The organism is Microbacterium sp., assembly GCF_047607225.1.
GTDB lineage: Bacteria > Actinomycetota > Actinomycetes > Actinomycetales > Microbacteriaceae > Microbacterium.
The window spans coordinates 38,061-53,353 of record NZ_JASGDO010000072.1; the positions used below are offsets into that span (position 1 = coordinate 38,061).

17 protein-coding genes and 2 tRNA genes are annotated in these 15,293 nt (G+C 66.7%); 4 read left to right on the forward strand and 15 right to left on the reverse strand.

All coding sequences use genetic code 11. The features are described from left to right. Positions 1-200: 200 nt before the first annotated feature. The 6 genes from QM591_RS15150 to QM591_RS15175 form a co-directional block, all read right to left on the reverse strand. Positions 201-650: a helix-turn-helix domain-containing protein gene (locus QM591_RS15150; RefSeq protein WP_415133543.1), complete on the reverse strand. Its 450-nt coding sequence runs from the start codon at positions 648-650 to the stop codon at positions 201-203. Beyond that, complete coding sequence (locus QM591_RS15155) at positions 650-922, reverse strand: hypothetical protein (RefSeq protein WP_415133545.1); 273 nt, start codon at positions 920-922, stop codon at positions 650-652. Before QM591_RS15155 ends, QM591_RS15150 begins: the two co-directional genes overlap by 1 nt. Continuing rightward, a complete protein-coding gene (locus QM591_RS15160) occupies positions 919-1,716 on the reverse strand; it encodes a hypothetical protein (protein WP_415133547.1) in 798 nt (265 codons plus the stop codon). Before QM591_RS15160 ends, QM591_RS15155 begins: the two co-directional genes overlap by 4 nt. A 14-nt stretch (positions 1,717-1,730) precedes the next feature. After that, positions 1,731-1,856 carry a hypothetical protein gene (locus QM591_RS15165; RefSeq protein WP_415133549.1) on the reverse strand — a complete coding sequence of 42 codons (126 nt, stop codon included), beginning with the start codon at positions 1,854-1,856 and terminating at the stop codon, positions 1,731-1,733. Positions 1,857-1,868: 12 nt separating this feature from the next. Next, a complete protein-coding gene (locus QM591_RS15170; protein WP_415133551.1) occupies positions 1,869-2,207 on the reverse strand; it encodes a hypothetical protein in 339 nt (112 codons plus the stop codon). A gap of 200 nt (positions 2,208-2,407) precedes the next feature. Next, positions 2,408-2,560 carry a hypothetical protein gene (locus QM591_RS15175; protein ID WP_415133553.1) on the reverse strand — a complete coding sequence of 51 codons (153 nt, stop codon included), beginning with the start codon at positions 2,558-2,560 and terminating at the stop codon, positions 2,408-2,410. On the opposite strand from QM591_RS15175, the gene xerC reads away from it, so the two are divergent. Beyond that, the gene (xerC, locus tag QM591_RS15180; RefSeq protein ID WP_415133555.1) at positions 2,559-3,746 is read left to right on the forward strand and encodes a site-specific integrase; all 1,188 of its coding nucleotides are present in this window, start codon (positions 2,559-2,561) and stop codon (positions 3,744-3,746) included. The two genes, QM591_RS15175 and xerC, sit on opposite strands and share 2 nt — an antisense overlap. A gap of 19 nt (positions 3,747-3,765) precedes the next feature. On the opposite strand, the gene QM591_RS15185 is transcribed toward xerC, so the two are convergent. The 9 genes from QM591_RS15185 to dnaA all read right to left on the reverse strand — a co-directional run bounded on the left by QM591_RS15185 (position 3,766) and on the right by dnaA (position 14,065). Further along, positions 3,766-3,838 (reverse strand) — tRNA-Ala (locus tag QM591_RS15185). Between the two features lie 14 nt (positions 3,839-3,852). After that, positions 3,853-3,926: transfer RNA gene (locus QM591_RS15190), tRNA-Ile, on the reverse strand. Positions 3,927-3,992: 66 nt separating this feature from the next. Continuing rightward, positions 3,993-4,397, reverse strand: coding sequence for a DUF3566 domain-containing protein (locus QM591_RS15195; protein ID WP_415133557.1), 405 nt, complete (start codon positions 4,395-4,397; stop codon positions 3,993-3,995). Continuing rightward, entirely contained in the window at positions 4,394-6,988 is a 2,595-nt protein-coding gene (gene gyrA / locus QM591_RS15200) for a DNA gyrase subunit A (protein ID WP_415133559.1), read from the reverse strand. Before gyrA ends, QM591_RS15195 begins: the two co-directional genes overlap by 4 nt. A gap of 176 nt (positions 6,989-7,164) precedes the next feature. Next, positions 7,165-9,207, reverse strand: coding sequence for a DNA topoisomerase (ATP-hydrolyzing) subunit B (gyrB, locus tag QM591_RS15205; RefSeq protein ID WP_415133561.1), 2,043 nt, complete (start codon positions 9,205-9,207; stop codon positions 7,165-7,167). Between the two features lie 121 nt (positions 9,208-9,328). Further along, complete coding sequence (locus tag QM591_RS15210) at positions 9,329-9,817, reverse strand: DUF721 domain-containing protein (RefSeq protein ID WP_415133563.1); 489 nt, start codon at positions 9,815-9,817, stop codon at positions 9,329-9,331. After that, positions 9,810-10,997: a DNA replication/repair protein RecF gene (gene recF, locus QM591_RS15215; protein WP_415133565.1), complete on the reverse strand. Its 1,188-nt coding sequence runs from the start codon at positions 10,995-10,997 to the stop codon at positions 9,810-9,812. Before recF ends, QM591_RS15210 begins: the two co-directional genes overlap by 8 nt. Before the next feature lie 87 nt (positions 10,998-11,084). Further along, positions 11,085-12,230 (reverse strand): DNA polymerase III subunit beta, encoded by a 1,146-nt coding sequence (gene dnaN / locus QM591_RS15220; RefSeq protein ID WP_415133567.1) that lies wholly within the window; start codon positions 12,228-12,230, stop codon positions 11,085-11,087. A 431-nt stretch (positions 12,231-12,661) separates the two neighbouring features. Next, complete coding sequence (gene dnaA / locus QM591_RS15225) at positions 12,662-14,065, reverse strand: chromosomal replication initiator protein DnaA (RefSeq protein ID WP_415133634.1); 1,404 nt, start codon at positions 14,063-14,065, stop codon at positions 12,662-12,664. Between the two features lie 384 nt (positions 14,066-14,449). Here dnaA and rpmH point away from each other — a divergent pair, with 384 nt between their 5' ends. From rpmH to yidD, 3 genes are read left to right on the forward strand one after another with little or no spacing between them, the layout of a single operon-like run. Beyond that, entirely contained in the window at positions 14,450-14,587 is a 138-nt protein-coding gene (gene rpmH, locus QM591_RS15230; RefSeq protein ID WP_204391190.1) for a 50S ribosomal protein L34, read from the forward strand. 12 nt (positions 14,588-14,599) lie between these two features. Then, on the forward strand, positions 14,600-14,938 hold the full coding sequence (rnpA, locus tag QM591_RS15235) for a ribonuclease P protein component (RefSeq protein ID WP_415133569.1): 339 nt from the start codon (positions 14,600-14,602) through the stop codon (positions 14,936-14,938). 11 nt (positions 14,939-14,949) lie between these two features. Further along, the gene (gene yidD, locus QM591_RS15240; RefSeq protein WP_415133636.1) at positions 14,950-15,291 is read left to right on the forward strand and encodes a membrane protein insertion efficiency factor YidD; all 342 of its coding nucleotides are present in this window, start codon (positions 14,950-14,952) and stop codon (positions 15,289-15,291) included. The last annotated feature ends 2 nt before the right edge of the window (positions 15,292-15,293 follow it).

Here is a 15,293-nt window from a genome sequence, read left to right on the forward strand (position 1 = left end):
CGCCTTCCCCTCTCGTCGCGTGCCTGGGCGCGCCGGGCCGCGGCCTCATCTCGCACCGCTGCCACGTAGCGCTGGACTGCTTCGCGCTCACGCGGTGGGAGCGTATGAATCGTCGCCAGGTAGGCGTCCTTCGTGTCGCGCTGTCGCTGAAGCGCGAGGGCGAGGGATGCGGGCTCGCGAGGCGGGGTGTACACCATCGGTCAGCCCTCCGATCCGAGCACGAGGCGGTCCAGGAGGCTCTCCACGGCGTCGAGCCCAGCGGCGTGCGAGGCGTCGAGGTTCACGAGAGCGGCACGGCGGGTCATGAGGCGAAGGCACACGTCGATGGCCTTCGTGTCTCCGGCGAGCGCGTCTCGCCAGACCGCGGAGAAGAGTGCGTCGAGGCGCTCCAGTTCCAGGCGTCGCAGTTCGTCCGCCTGCTCCGCTGGGATGCCGGTGATGGCGTCACGCACCCACGCGTAGACGGTGCTCGGGTGGACGCCCATACGGGTCGCGATGGTGCGGATGGAGACTCCAGCGAGACGCATCGTGAGGGCCTCCTGCATGCGGGTCGCCTTCGCGGCGCGGCGCGCGGTCGGCGTGCGGCGAGGCTTGTCTCCGAGGAGATACTCGGCGGCAAGGTCGGCGGTGTCGGGCTTCCTGGCGCTCATCACGCCTCCTCTCGGGTGATGCGTCTACCGCAAGCGCAGTAGCCGCGAACGTTGAACGTGTGGGAGTGCTGGGCCCAAGCGCGGAACATCCACGCCGCCCATTCGGCGGGCCAGTTGTCGGAGCGCTCGTGGCCATCGCAGAAGTAGGCGATGAACCGCTCGGTCTGCTCCGCCATCCATCGGCTCCGGGGGCGCATGCCGCGCGCTCGCGCCCAGGTGAGCATGTCGTTCGTGACACGGAAGTCGGTGGGGAAGGTGGTTGGGGCGCTCATGCGCTCTCCTCTCGGTGGTCGGTCCAGGCTGTGGTTGTGCCTGGGATGCGGGTGGGCCAGGAGGGGCCTCGCCATACGAAGCCGTGGTCGGTGAGGAGCGCGTGCAGTCGTTCGTCCTCCACGAGGTCGTCTCCGGCGTCGGTGAGCGCTCGGGAGCGCAGGCCAGCCCATGTGCGGATGCGCTCTTCTCGCTCTCGTGGCGCGAGGCCATCGAGTAGGGCGACTTCTGCGTCCCGATACCCGCTCACGTCGATGGAGTCGCATCGTGCATCGACCGCCTGGAGGGCATCGAGAACGTTTCTGCGCTGAGCGTCCGTCATCTTCCGGCGCGGCAACGCGGTGTTATGAGTTATGTCTGTTCTCTTCTCCTCTCTACTCGTCGCGGGGATGCCCGCGAGGTCCCCCGCGAGGTCCCCCGCGAGGTTCCCCGCGAGGTTGCCCACGAGGTTGGAGCGCGCCCACTCACCCGACCTAGCGGGGATGCCCGCGAGGTTCTCAGCGAGGTAGGCGCGGGCGGCGGGGAACACCCACCGCGTCGTTCGGCCCGCGCGGACCTCCTCTGCGGGGACGATCAGGCGCGCATCCGCGAGGACGCCGAGAGCGTTGCGCACGTCATGGACGCTCATCCCGCCCAGCGTGCGCGAGAGGGTGGCGTGCGAGGGCCAGGCGATGCCATCCGCGTTCGCGTAGGTCACGAGCGCGATGAGCACACGGCCAACACGGTCGGCTCCCACCTGGCGGGACGAGGGGAGCGGGGCAACCTGAAGAGCCCACGCGGTGAGGGCCTCCGTCATCCGGTCTGTGATCCTCACGGACGGTCCGCCCCCTCTCGGGCGCGTGCGAACTCGATCAGCCGCTCCTCGAGTTGCTCGATGAGGGCGAAGGCGAGAGCGAACGGGCTGGGCGTCGCAGTGGGGTGCTGTGTCGATTCCATCGGGTTGCCGCCTCAGAGCCGGTCGAAGCCGTAGTCGATGCCGGGCTCCCCTATGGCCGGGGCATACGCAGAGTGCACCGCCGCCTCATTCAGGCTTTCGCCGGAGAGGCCCGTGGGTGGCGTGAGTGAGAATCCCATCGCCTCCAGGAGCGGGGCGACCAGGACGGAAACCTTGCGGCCGTCCTTCTGTACCGCGACCTCGCCGCTGTTGATGAGCGCGTAGGCCGTGGGGAGGGAGACGCCGCGGAGGAGCGCGAACTGTCGCACGCTGATCGTCGGCACGGGGAACGTACGGAGTGCCGCCAGGAGCGAGGCTCGCTGGGTGGTCTTGTCGAGTTCGGCTGTAGCCATGAGGACCTCCTAGGGGTCGCGTCGGTGTGAGCGTCCCCAGGTCCTTCCTGGTGGCGATGGCGTCTGAGCGTGTGTGGCTCCGGCCCTCCTGGCGTCCTGCCATTGCTTAGGAATGTACATCATCTGCGTGCCATTAGGCGGTATTGTTTGAGCACGGATTTCTTGTCTGACCTGCGGATAGTGACAGAGTGTCACCCTGCTTAGTGATACATTGACACCCACACCACCACGAAGGAGTCGCAGATGAGCGAGCGAAAACAGAAGACGAACAGGCAGGCGTTCGGGAGCGTCAGGAAGTTGCCGAGCGGCAGATGGCAGGCGCGATACCCCGACACGTCCGGGCGTGGCTCCATGACCGCGCCGACGACATTCGCCACGAAGCGCGAGGCGCAGGACCACATTGCCGGAGTCCGCGCCGACCGATCCCGGCAGGTCTACCGGGACCACCGCGCCGGACTCACCCCCTTCGGTGACTACGCCCGTGAGTGGATCGCGAACGGTGGGACGCGGGGACAGTTCGCCCCCAAGACCAAGGCGAATAACGAGGACCTCCTGGCCGGGCTCCTCCTCCCGTTCCACGACCGGGCACTCTCCGCCATCACCCCCTCCGACGTGCGCACCTGGTACACCCGGAGCCGGAAGGAGTTGGCCGACGCCGGGCGGAAGCGCGCCGCGGCATCCCACGCCCGTGCCATCGCCGCCGCGAAGAAACGGGGCCTACCGGCTCCGCCCGCACCCGTCGCACAGACCGGCGAATCCCGGCTCCGCCAGGGCTACACCCTCCTCCGGTCCATCCTCGCCACGGCCGTGAAGGACGGGCTGATCGGCTCGAACCCGTGCCAGATCGGCGGGGCGGGATCGGTGAAGCACCCGGAGCGGCCTCTCCTCACGCCCGACATGCTCGGCGTGATCGTGGAGGAGATGCCGGAGCAGTGGGCGCTCCCCATCCGCGTCATGTTCGGCGCGCACCTGCGCCTCGGTGAACTCGTGGCGCTCCAGCGCGGCGACTACGCGGACGGCGTGCTGAAGGTGGAACGGCAGACGACGCTCGTGAACGGCAAGCCGGTGACGACCAAGACCAAGACGGGGAACGTGCGCCGGGTGAAGTTGCCGCCGCGCATCGCCGCGGAGGTCGAGGCGCACCTGGCGGCGTCGAAGGGGTTCGCGCGTGCACCCATGTTCCTGCGCGCTGATGGGGAGCCGATCACGAACCACGCGCTCGGGCAGGCGTGGAGGAGGGCGGCGCGGAGAGTCGGGCTCGGACAGTTCCACCCTCACGACGTGCGCCACGCGGGCCTCACGATGGCGGCGCAGAACGGAGCGACGACGCGCGAACTCATGGCACGCGCCGGGCACTCCACAGCGCGGGCGGCACTCATCTATCAGCACGCGGCGGAGGAGCGCGACGCGGCGCTGGCGGAGGGCCTCGACGTGCTCGGAGGGAGCCCAACTCGGAGCGTTACTGGCACGGGGATGGCACAAGCGGCCATCCTGGCAACGGAAAAGTCCCCCGGTCTGATGGCGGAAAATTCCGTCTGACCAGGGGACTTGTGAAGTGTGGAGCCTAGGAGATTCGAACTCCTGACATCCTGCTTGCAAAGCAGGCGCTCTACCAACTGAGCTAAGGCCCCCGAAGGGAGTGCAGTGGGGCTACCAGGACTTGAACCTGGGACCTCTTCATTATCAGTGAAGCGCTCTAACCGCCTGAGCTATAGCCCCGTCTGGAGACCGGCGCCAGCGCCGTCAACCTCCAAGACTTTACCCGATCGTCGGGCGATCCCGAAATCAGTTCGAAGTGAACCCCACGAGCAGGCCGCCGGTGACCTTGACCATGAGGTTGTAGATCCCCGCGACCACCGCGCCCAGCACGGTGACGACGATCAGGTTGAGGATCGCGACGATCGCCGCGAACGCCATCACCTGCGGCAGGCTCACGACCTCGGCCAGGATGAAGGAGTTGTCCGTCAGGGCCCGCAGGATCTCATCCAGCTTGTCGACGAGGCCCGTGGTCTGCAGCACGAGGTAGATGAGGAAGACCGACACGAGCGTCACGATCGCCAGGGCCACCGCCGCCAGGAACGACAGCTTCACGGCCGACCAGAAGTCGACGTAGACGAGGCGCAGGCGCACCTGCTTCGCACTGGTTTTGCTCGACGACTTCTTCGCCAGCTTGTCGGCTACTGTGCTCATGCTTCAGAACTTTCCTCGGGGGTCTCGGGGGCGTCGCCCTCCGGTGCGGCGGTCTGCGCATCGGCGTCGGTTTCGGGAGCGTCGGCCACGGCTTCGGTCAGCCCACGCTCACCGTTCCGCGCGATCGCGAGGATGCGGTCGTCGTCATCGGGGCGGGCGAAAACGACACCCATGGTGTCGCGTCCCTTGGCGGGGACCTCGGCCACGGCAGAGCGTACCACCTTGCCGCTGGCAAGAACCACCAAGACCTCGTCGTCCTCGCCGACGATCAGACCGCCCGCCAGATCGCCCCGATCCTCGTTGAGTTTGGCCACCTTGATGCCCAGTCCACCGCGTCCCTGGATGCGGTACTGGTCCACGGCGGTGCGCTTCGCGTAGCCGCCCTGGGTCACCACGAAGACGTACCCGTTCTCGCCGACGACCGATGCGGAGAGCAGACTGTCGCCCTCGCGGAAGGTCATCGCCTTCACACCCTCGGTCGAGCGGCCCATCGGGCGCAGCGACTCGTCGTTGGCCGTGAAGCGGAGCGACATCCCGTGCCGCGAGATGAGAAGGATGTCGTCGGTCTCGTCGACGAGCAGGGCGCTGACGACCTCGTCGCCTTCTTCCTCCTCCTGACCGCGAAGGCGGATCGCGATGATCCCGCCCTGTCGGTTGGTGTCGTAATCCGAGAGGGCCGTCTTCTTGATCTTCCCGTCCCGCGTCGCCAGGACCAGGTACGTGGCGGCCGAGTAGTCCCGGATGTCGAGGATCTGCGCGATCTCCTCGCCCGGCTGCAGCGCCAGCAGGTTCGCGACGTGCTGACCCTTCGCGTCGCGACCGGCCTCGGGAAGCTCGTACGCCTTGGAGCGGTAGACACGGCCCTTCGTCGTGAAGAACAGCAGCCAGTGGTGCGTCGTGGTCACGAAGAAGTGCTCGACCACATCGTCGGCCCGCAGCTGAGCACCCTTGACGCCCTTGCCGCCGCGGTGCTGCGAACGGTAGTTGTCGCTGCGTGTGCGCTTGATGTACCCGTCGCGGGTGACGGTGATCACCATCTCCTCTTCGGGGATGAGATCCTCCATCGACATGTCGCCGTCGAAGCCGTGCAGGATGTGGGTGCGACGCTCGTCGCCGAACTTCTCGACGATCCCGGTGAGCTCGTCGCGGATGATCTCGCGCTGGCGCAGCGGCGTGGCGAGGATGTCCTTGTAGTCCTCGATCTGCAGACGCAGCTCATCGGCTTCGTCCATGATCTTCTGGCGCTCGAGGGCCGCGAGCCGGCGCAGCTGCAGCGCGAGGATCTCGTTGGCCTGATCCTCGTCGACCGCGAGAAGCTCGATCAGGCCATCGCGCGCATCCTCGACCGTCGGCGAACGGCGGATGAGCGCGATCACCTCGTCGAGCGCGTCGAGGGCCTTCAGGTACCCCTCGAGAGTGTGCATGCGACGCTCGGCCTTGCGCAGGCGGAATCCGGTGCGCCGGACGATGACCTCGATCTGGTGCTCGATCCAGTACGAGATGAACCCGTCGAGGGCGAGCGTGCGCGGGACGCCGTCGACGATCGCGAGCATGTTCGCGCCGAAGTTCTCCTGTAGCTGGGTGTGCTTGTACAGGTTGTTGAGCACGACCTTGGCCACCGCGTCGCGCTTGAGCACGATGACCAGTCGCTGGCCGGTACGGTCGCTGGTCTCGTCGCGGATGTCGGCGATGCCCGTGATCTTGCCGTCGCGGGCGAGGTCACGGATCTTGATCGCGACGTTGTCGGGGTTGACCTGGTACGGGAGCTCCGTGATGACGAGGCAGGTGCGCCCGTGGATCTCCTCCACGTTGACGACCGACCGCATCGTGATCGACCCGCGACCCGTGCGCTGGGCCTCGCGGATCCCCTTGGTGCCCAGGATCTGGGCACCAGTCGGGAAGTCCGGGCCGTGAATCCGCGACATGAGCGCCTCGAGCAGCTCCTCACGGGGCGCATCCGGGTGCTCGAGCGCCCACAGCGCTCCCTCGGCGACCTCGCGCAGATTGTGCGGCGGGATGTTGGTGGCCATGCCGACCGCGATGCCGACCGAGCCGTTCACGAGGAGGTTCGGGAAGCGGGCGGGCAGGACGACGGGCTCCTGCGTCTTGCCGTCGTAGTTGTCCTCGAAGTCGACGGTCTCCTCGTCGATGTCGCGGACCATCTCCATGGCCAGCTGGGCCATCTTCGTCTCGGTGTACCGGGGAGCCGCGGCGCCCTGGTTTCCCGGCGAGCCGAAGTTGCCCTGCCCGTCTGCCAGCGGATACCGCAGCGACCACGGCTGGACCAGGCGCACCAGGGCGTCGTAGATCGCGCCGTCACCGTGCGGGTGGTACTGACCCATCACCTCGCCGACGACACGCGCGCACTTGTTGAAGCTCTTGTCGGGGCGATAGCCGCCGTCGTACATGCCGTAGATGACGCGGCGGTGCACGGGCTTCAGCCCGTCGCGCACGTCGGGAAGCGCGCGGCCGACGATGACGCTCATCGCGTAGTCGAGGTAGCTCCGCTGCATCTCGACCTGGAGGTCGACCTGGTCGATGTTGCCGTGGTTGTGGCCGGCCGTCGGGTCGGGGCGTTCTTCGTCAGTCATGTCTTCTCGTTTTCACGTCGCTGCCGGGCTCCGGGATGCTCGTTTCAGGACAAGAGCGGGGGCCCGCCGCTTCGCGGCACCCCGATTGTCGTGAAACGAGCATCCCTCCGCCCTTCTCATCGTTCTTCGTCTTGTCTTCGTCCCGGCTGCTGCGCAGCGGGAGATGGATAGTGAGTTCAGATGTCCAGGAAGCGGACGTCCTTGGCGTTGCGCTGAATGAAGCTCCGCCGGGACTCGACGTCCTCGCCCATGAGCACCGAGAAGATCTCGTCGGCAGCGGCGGCATCGTCGATCGTCACTTGGCGGAGGGTCCGCGTGTTGTGATCCATCGTCGTCTCCCACAGCTCCTTCGGGTTCATCTCGCCGAGACCCTTGTAACGCTGGATGCCCGAGTCCTTCGGGAGGCGGCGGCCATTCGCGAGGCCGTCGGCCACGAGCGCATCGCGCTCCCGGTCGCTGAACACGTACTCGTGGTCGGCGTTGGACCACTTGATCCGGTACAGCGGCGGCATCGCGAGGTAGACGAAGCCGGCCTCGATGAGTCCTCGCATGTAGCGGAAGAGGAGCGTGAGGAGGAGTGTCGTGATGTGCTGGCCGTCGACGTCGGCATCTGCCATCAGGACGATCTTGTGATACCTGGCCTTGGCGACGTCGAAGTCCTCGCCGATCCCGGTGCCGAAGGCCGAGATGATCGCCTGGATCTCGTTGTTGCCCAGCGCGCGATCCAGTCGCGCCTTCTCGACGTTGAGCACCTTGCCACGCAGCGACAGGATCGCCTGCGTCTCGGGATCACGCCCGCGGACCGCGGATCCGCCGGCAGAGTCACCCTCCACGAGGAAGATCTCGCTGATCGAGGGGTCTTTGCTCGTGCAGTCCTTGAGCTTGTCGGGCATGGACGCCGACTCGAAGACGCTCTTGCGCCGCGCTGTCTCCCGCGCCTTGCGGGCCGCGAGACGCGCCGTGGCCGCGTCGATCGCCTTGGAGATCACGCGCTTGGCCTGTGCGGGGTTGCGGTCCAGCCAGTCGGTGAGCTGATCGCCGACGATCTTCTGGACGAACGCCTTCGCCTCGGTGTTGCCGAGCTTGGTCTTGGTCTGACCCTCGAACTGCGGCTCGGACAGCTTGACCGAGATGACGGCGGTCAGGCCCTCGCGGATGTCGTCGCCGGTGAGGTTGTCGTCCTTCTCCTTGAGCAGGCCCTTCTCGCGCGCATAGCTGTTGATCTTGGTCGTCAGCGCGGCGCGGAAACCCTCTTCGTGGGTGCCGCCCTCGTGGGTGTTGATGGTGTTCGCGAAGGTGAAGACGTTCTCGGTGTAGCTCGTCGTCCACTGCATCGCGAGCTCGAGCGAGATGTGGCGGACGGTGTCCTCCGACTCGATCTCGATGATCTCCTCGTTGACGACCTCGGACTTGCGCAGTTTGTTGAGGTACTCCACGTAGTCGACCAGTCCACGCTCGTAGAGGAAGTCGTCGTGCGGCTGGCGGGTGACCGCCGTGCCGTCCTCGCCGTCGACCACGTAGGCCGAGGCAGGACGCTCGTCGCTCAGCGTGATGCGCAGACCCTTGTTGAGGAACGCCGTCTGCTGGAAGCGGGTGCGGAGGGTGTCGTAATCGAAGTCGACCGTCTCGAAGATCTGCGAGTCGGGCCAGAACGTGACGATCGTGCCGGTCTCCTCGCTCTCCTCGCCCTGAGCCAGGGGTCCCGTCGGCTTGCCGCCGTCCGAGAACGCCTGCCGCCAGACATGGCCCTGCCGACGGATCTCGACTTCGAAGCGAGTGGACAGGGCGTTCACGACGGAGGATCCCACGCCGTGGAGACCTCCCGACACGGCATAACCGCCGCCGCCGAACTTCCCCCCGGCGTGAAGCACGGTCAGAACGACCTCGACAGTCGACTTGGTCGGGTCGGACGCATGCGGGTCGACCGGGATGCCGCGGCCGTTGTCGACCACGCGGAGACCGCCGTCTTCGAGGATCGTGACCTGGATCGTGTCGCAGTAGCCGGCGAGAGCCTCGTCCACGGCGTTGTCGACGATCTCGTAGACCAAGTGGTGCAGCCCGCGCTCGCCCGTGGAGCCGATGTACATGCCCGGGCGCTTGCGCACCGCCTCGAGCCCTTCGAGCACCTGGATGGCATCTGCCCCGTACTCGTTCGGAACCTTCGTGGGAGCGGTTGCGTGCGGTTCCTCGGGAACGCTGTCGGGGTTTTCGGACGTCATAGGTTTCGAGCACTCCACATCAGATTCGAGGGCCCTTCCAGTCTATCTCCCCGCGGTGTGGTTTGGACGCCACACGGCGCTGTGGCGCGCGGAAATCGATCCGGAGGCCGCGGGACGTGGCTCATCCGTAGGTATCGCGTGGACCCCGCCCTGGAACGGCTCTGGGGCCCCATTTCCAGGAGGGAACGTCCGGGCCGATGAAGCGGACGTTCTCGACCCCCGCGTCCGGGAAGCGACGCATGAGCTCCGTGACGATCGCCCCACGCATGAGCTGGAGGTTCTTCGCCCACGCCGTGGAATCGCACTGGACGGTGAGCAGTCCTTCCGACAACGCCACCGGCGACGCATGGCGCGCGGTTTCTTCGCCGGCGACACTCTCCCACTGCAGGACCAGGTCTTCGCGAGCGAGCTGGGAGTCCCATCCCGCCTGCTTCGTGAGATCGGCGATGACGTCGCCGATCCCGCGCGCGTCCCGACCGGGCGTGAACGGCTGGTTCTCCTCGTCGTCGTTCCGCCGCCGGCGTCTGCGGGACGCCCGGGCCGAGGGCTCCAGGCCACGCAGGCGCAGATACGTGCGGATCGTCTCGGGGATCTCGGCGTCGTCACTCATCCGGTGCCTCCCGGATCGTTCCCGCCTCCACGTAGACGGTCCGGGCGCGCAGCTCATCGGGGACGTCGGCCTCCACGGCCGCGGTGACGATCACCTGCTCGAACCCCGCGACGACGTGGGCGAGCCGCGCGCGACGGTCGGCGTCGAGTTCGGCGAACACGTCGTCGAGGATGAGCACCGGATCGCCGAGCATCGAGTGCTCCCGCAGCAGTTGCGCCGAGGCGAGGCGCAAGGAGAGCGCCACCGACCAGGACTCACCGTGAGATGCGTATCCCTTGACCGGCAGTCCGCGGACCCGCATCAGGAGGTCGTCGCGGTGCGGTCCGACGAGGGTCACACCCCGTTCGAGCTCGGCGGTGCGCTTCGCGGCGAGCCGTTCCCGGAACGCCGCGGCGACGTCGTCGGCACTCCGCTCCGGGATGAGTGTCGTGTGCGGCACGTCCGCGGCATCGGAGACCTCGTCATCATCATCGGACTCACCGCCGTCGACAGAGAGCAACCATTCCAGTTCCGGCCGGTGGTCGGCGCCGGCGATCGTCTCGTACGCGTCGGTCACGGGAGCACGGAGATCCTGCGCGAGGGCGAGCCTGGCCCGGATCACCTGCGTCCCCAGCTGCACGAGCTTGTCGTCCCAGACATCGAGCGTGGTCAGCTCGTCGCCACGAATACCCCGCGCCCGCGCCGACTTCAGCAGCGCGGTCCGCTGCTTGAGCACGCGATCGTAATCGGACAGCACCCCCGACATCCGCGGGGCACGCTGGATGAGGAGCTGGTCGGCGAACCGACGCCGCGACGACGGATCACCACGGACGATCTGGAGGTCTTCCGGAGCGAAGAGGACCACCTGGGCGTACCGAGGGAGTTCGGCCGTCTTCACGTTCGACCCGTTCACCCGGGCCTTGTTGGATCCAGACCGGTTGAGCTGGGCCTCCAGGATCACCCGACGCTCGCCGTGCGCGAGTCGGGTGCGAACGATCGCGGCATCCGCACCGTCCCGCACCATGGGTGCGTCTTGGGAGACTCGATGCGAGCCGAGCGTCGCGAAATAGCCGATCGCCTCGGCGAGGTTCGTTTTTCCTTGGCCGTTGCGACCGACGAAGACGTTGGTCCCCGCGTGGAGCGTGACGTCTGCGGCCGCATAGTTGCGGAAGTCCACGAGACTCAACTGCTCCACGATCACAGTTGTTCAGCCTAGTTCTCGGGCCCGACGTTTCGTCTCGGGCTCCAGAGCGTCGAGTGAGGGGGCGGGAAGGGACCGCGCCCGGACTCAGCGCAGCAGCAGGTTGGGCTGCAGGAGGTACTTGAAGCTCTCCGGCGTCCCCGACGTCTGCGGGGTGATCAGCACAGGGCTGAGCTTGTTGGCGTTCTCGGCCGAGGTGAACGTGATCCTCGCGAACTCGCTGCGCACGGCACCGAGTGCCTCGAGGAGATATTGCGGGTTGAGTCCGAGGGTGACCTCTTCGCCGGTGAGCGTCGCGTCGACCGACTCGGTGGCGCGGGCCTGCTCCGTCCCGGACGCGTCCATCGACACGCCCTCGGCGGTGAAGGTGAAGCGCAGCGGCGCGGAGCGATCGAGAACGAGGGCGACGCGACGGACCGCTTCGGCAAGATCGGCCGTGTTGACGACCGCGTAGTGATCCGTCTGCTCGGGGAACAGCCGGCGGACGGGCGGGAAGTTGCCCTTGATGAGCAGCGACGTCACCGTCTTGTTGCCCGACGTGAAGGCGATGATCTCGCGATCTCCTGATCCCGAGAAGGCCACCTGGATGTCGCCGGAGTGAGCGAAGGTCTTTCCGACCTCGGTGAGCGTACGGGCCGGAACGAGGGCGGTCGTCGCTTCTTCTCCCGAGGCGACGGTTCCCGAATCCCACGGGATCTCGCGGAGTGCAACGCGGTAGCGGTCGGTGGCGACGAGACTCAGGTCGTTGCCCGACACCTCGAGCTGCACGCCGGTGAGGACGGGGGTGACGTCGTCGCGAGAGGCGGCGAAGGCGACCTGCGCGATCGCGGTCGCGAAGTCCTCGGCGGGGACGAGGCCGGCGTCGCCCGAGACCTCGGGGATCGCGGGATACTCCTGCACCGGCATCGAAGCCAGCGTGAATCGGGCGGACCCGCACGTGAGGACGATGCCGTTCTCGTCGTCCTGCTCGATCTGGATCGGCGCGTTGGGAAGACGGCTGGCGATGTCGGAGAGAAGGCGCCCGTGGACGAGGATCGTGCCGGGGGCGTCGACGGTGGCTTCGATGGTCGTACGTGCCGAGGCCTCGTAGTCGAACGCCGCGAGCGACAAGCCAGACTCGGAGGCCTCGATGAGGACACCGGCCAGGATGGGCTGCGGGTTTCGCTGCGGCAGAAGCTTCACGACGAACGACACGGCCTCGCTGAACACATCGCGATTCACGTGAAACTTCACAAGGGCTCCCTTGACGGCGAGTAGGGCTCCTCCATGCTAGCGCCACGACCGGCGTGCTCCGGAAGCGTCTGTGCCGTCAGCCTGACTCGACCCCCCTGTGCACAGGGTGATGGATTGCCCTTCTCTCTTCTTCTCTCTCTGTCATGGTGTTAACACCTGTGGAAAGTGTGGATAACTCGAGCGATCGCTGTCGAGGAGCGGAAACCACACGCGTGTAAGTTGTGGGCCGGCTGCGGATGCCTGTGCGGACGCGGAAATCCGGAGAGACGTATGCGCGCCCGGTCATCCACAGGATGCCGGGATTCGTTCACATCTGTTCGACATGACGGCCGAGTTATCCACAGGCTGTCCACACTGTGTAGAACGCGCATGATGGGACATCCCGCGCCCGGTTGTCAAGCGCGGGATGTCCGATGCAGCCGGTGAGCGGTTCAGCGACCGACTCTGCCGAGCTGGGTCGTGATCTCCGACACCTGGTTGTAGATCGAGCGACGCTCCTTCATGAGCTCGCTGATCTTCTTGTAGGCGTACATGACGGTCGTGTGGTCACGGTTGCCGAAGAGCTGACCGATCTTGGGGAGCGACAGATTGGTGCGCTCGCGGCACAGGTACATGGCGATCTGGCGCGCGGTGGCCACCGACTGCGAGCGGCTCGAGCCGTAGAGGTCGTCGACCGACAGCCGGAAGTACTGCGCCGTCGCGGTGATGATGTCGGTCGGGGAGATCACGTTGGCGTCGTCCTGGTCGACGATGTCGCGGAGCACCGTCTGGGCCAGCGAGATGTCGAGGGTCGAACGGTTGAGGTTCGCGAAAGCGGAGACACGGATGAGTGCGCCCTCGAGCTCGCGGATGTTCGAGGAGACCTTGGTCGCGATGTACTCGAGCACGTCGTCGGGAACCAGGAGGCGCTCCGACTGGGCCTTCTTGCGGAGGATCGCGATACGCGTCTCCAGGTCGGGCGCCTGGACGTCGGTGATGAGGCCCCACTCGAATCGACTGCGCATGCGATCTTCGAAGCCGGTGAGGTGCCGCGGCGGCACGTCGCTCGTGATCACGACCTGCTTGTCGTGGTCGTGCAGCGTGTTGAAGGTGTGGAAGAACGCCTCCTGCGTCTCGGCACGCCCCTGCAGGAACTGGATGTCGTCGATGAGGAGGATGTCGACGTCGCGATAGCGCGCCTGGAAGGCAGCGCCGCGGTTGTTCGCGATCGAGTTGATGAAGTCGTTCGTGAACTCCTCGCTCGAGACGTACCGCACGCGGATCCCGGTGTAGAGGCTCAATGCGTAGTCGCCGATGGCGTGGAGGAGGTGGGTCTTTCCGAGCCCCGAGTCTCCGTAGATGAACAGCGGGTTGTAGGCCTTGGCGGGAGCCTCGGCCACGGCGACCGCCGCGGCATGCGCGAAACGGTTGGACTGTCCGATGACGAAGTTGTCGAAGGTGTACTTCGGGTTCAGGCGTGTGTCGTGGCGCGAGGGTGGAGCGACCGGCTCGGTGTAGTCCTCGATGGGCGGCCGGCTCACCGGCACCGTCGGCGCCGTCGATTGCACCGGGACCGGCGCGGTCAGGTGCGCGTCGGCGAGGTCCGGGTTCACGACGACGCGGAAGCTCGAGGCCGCCGGCTCCGCGTCGACTCGCGCGAGTGCTTCCATGATGGGAGTGCGGAGGCGCTTGTTGAACTGGGCCGCGGTGAGGTCGTTCGGGACGTCGAGATACAGGGTGCCGCTCATGACGCCTTGAGCGACGGCCAGACTGAGGAAGCCCTGCAACTGCGGAGTGACCCGCTCGTCGTCCGCGAGTGCTTCGAGCACAGCGGTCCAGACGGGAACGTCCGGCAGATCGTGCGGTGTCATGGCTCCCCTGGGGTGGTCGTCGAAAGATGGGCGCATGGCGTCGGTGGGACGACGCCGTCGCGTCACGAGCTGCGGCGGACGGATCCACTCCACGTCGTGACGACGACGCGGAACCTGTGGATAACTCGTCCGTGACACGGTAGTCACGCCCGCCGAGACGAGCCAAACCCACTGTAGATCCGGTCCGCGTGTCCTCGCCAGGCGACCTGTGAGGTCAGTGGATAATGTTCCGTTCCGGCCGCGCGAGTTTGAGTTCGCGCGTGACTCGACGTACCCTTAGTCGGTTGACTTATGCCCATCCGGGCAGTCCCCTGTACCCGTGTCCCCGGTCTAGAGCGTTCCGGTGACCGCCGATCCGGAGTGATCCTCATGAGCAAGCGTACGTTCCAGCCCAACAACCGCCGTCGCGCCAAGAAGCACGGCTTCCGCGCTCGCATGCGCACCCGCGCCGGCCGCGCGATCATCGCGGCCCGTCGCTCCAAGGGTCGCACCGAGCTCTCGGCCTGATCCGACATCGCAGTGCTGGCGCGCGGGAACCGCATCACCCGCGGGGCGGAGTACAAGGCCGCCGTCCGCAGGGGTTCCCGCTGTGCCGGAACGATGACCATCACGTACGTCGTTCCCTCTGAAGAAGAGGGACCGGCGCGTTTTGGTTTCATCGTGAGCAAACAGGTCGGCTCCGCAGTCGTCCGCAACACCGTCCGTCGGCGGTTGAAGGCCGTGTGTGCGGAGGCGCTGCCCACGGTGCGTCCCGGCCTCGACGTCGTGATCCGCGCCTTGCCCGCTTCGGCCGACGCCACGTTCGCCGTGCTGCGCCGCGATGTCGTGCGCTGTCTGCAACGGAAAGCCGCCGCGTGAGCACGACCACTCTGCCTTCCTACGCCTTGGGCGACGGTCGCCTTCGCGGTGCCGATCCGGGGTGGTCACTCGCACTGGTTCCACGCAATGCCGTGCTGGCTGTGCTCCACGCATATCGCGCGACGATCTCCCACACGTATGGTGACGTCTGCAAGTACTACCCGTCGTGCTCGGCCTATGCGGTCGGGGCGGTGCAGCAGCACGGAGCCGTCAAAGGCGCCGCGCTCACGGCTGCGCGACTGGCGCGATGCCACCCCTGGGCGCAGGGCGGTATCGACGACGTTCCGCCGCACGACCACTTCCGACACCGTCTCACTCCGCACGGATTCGTCGTGCACCCGAGAAAGGACTGATC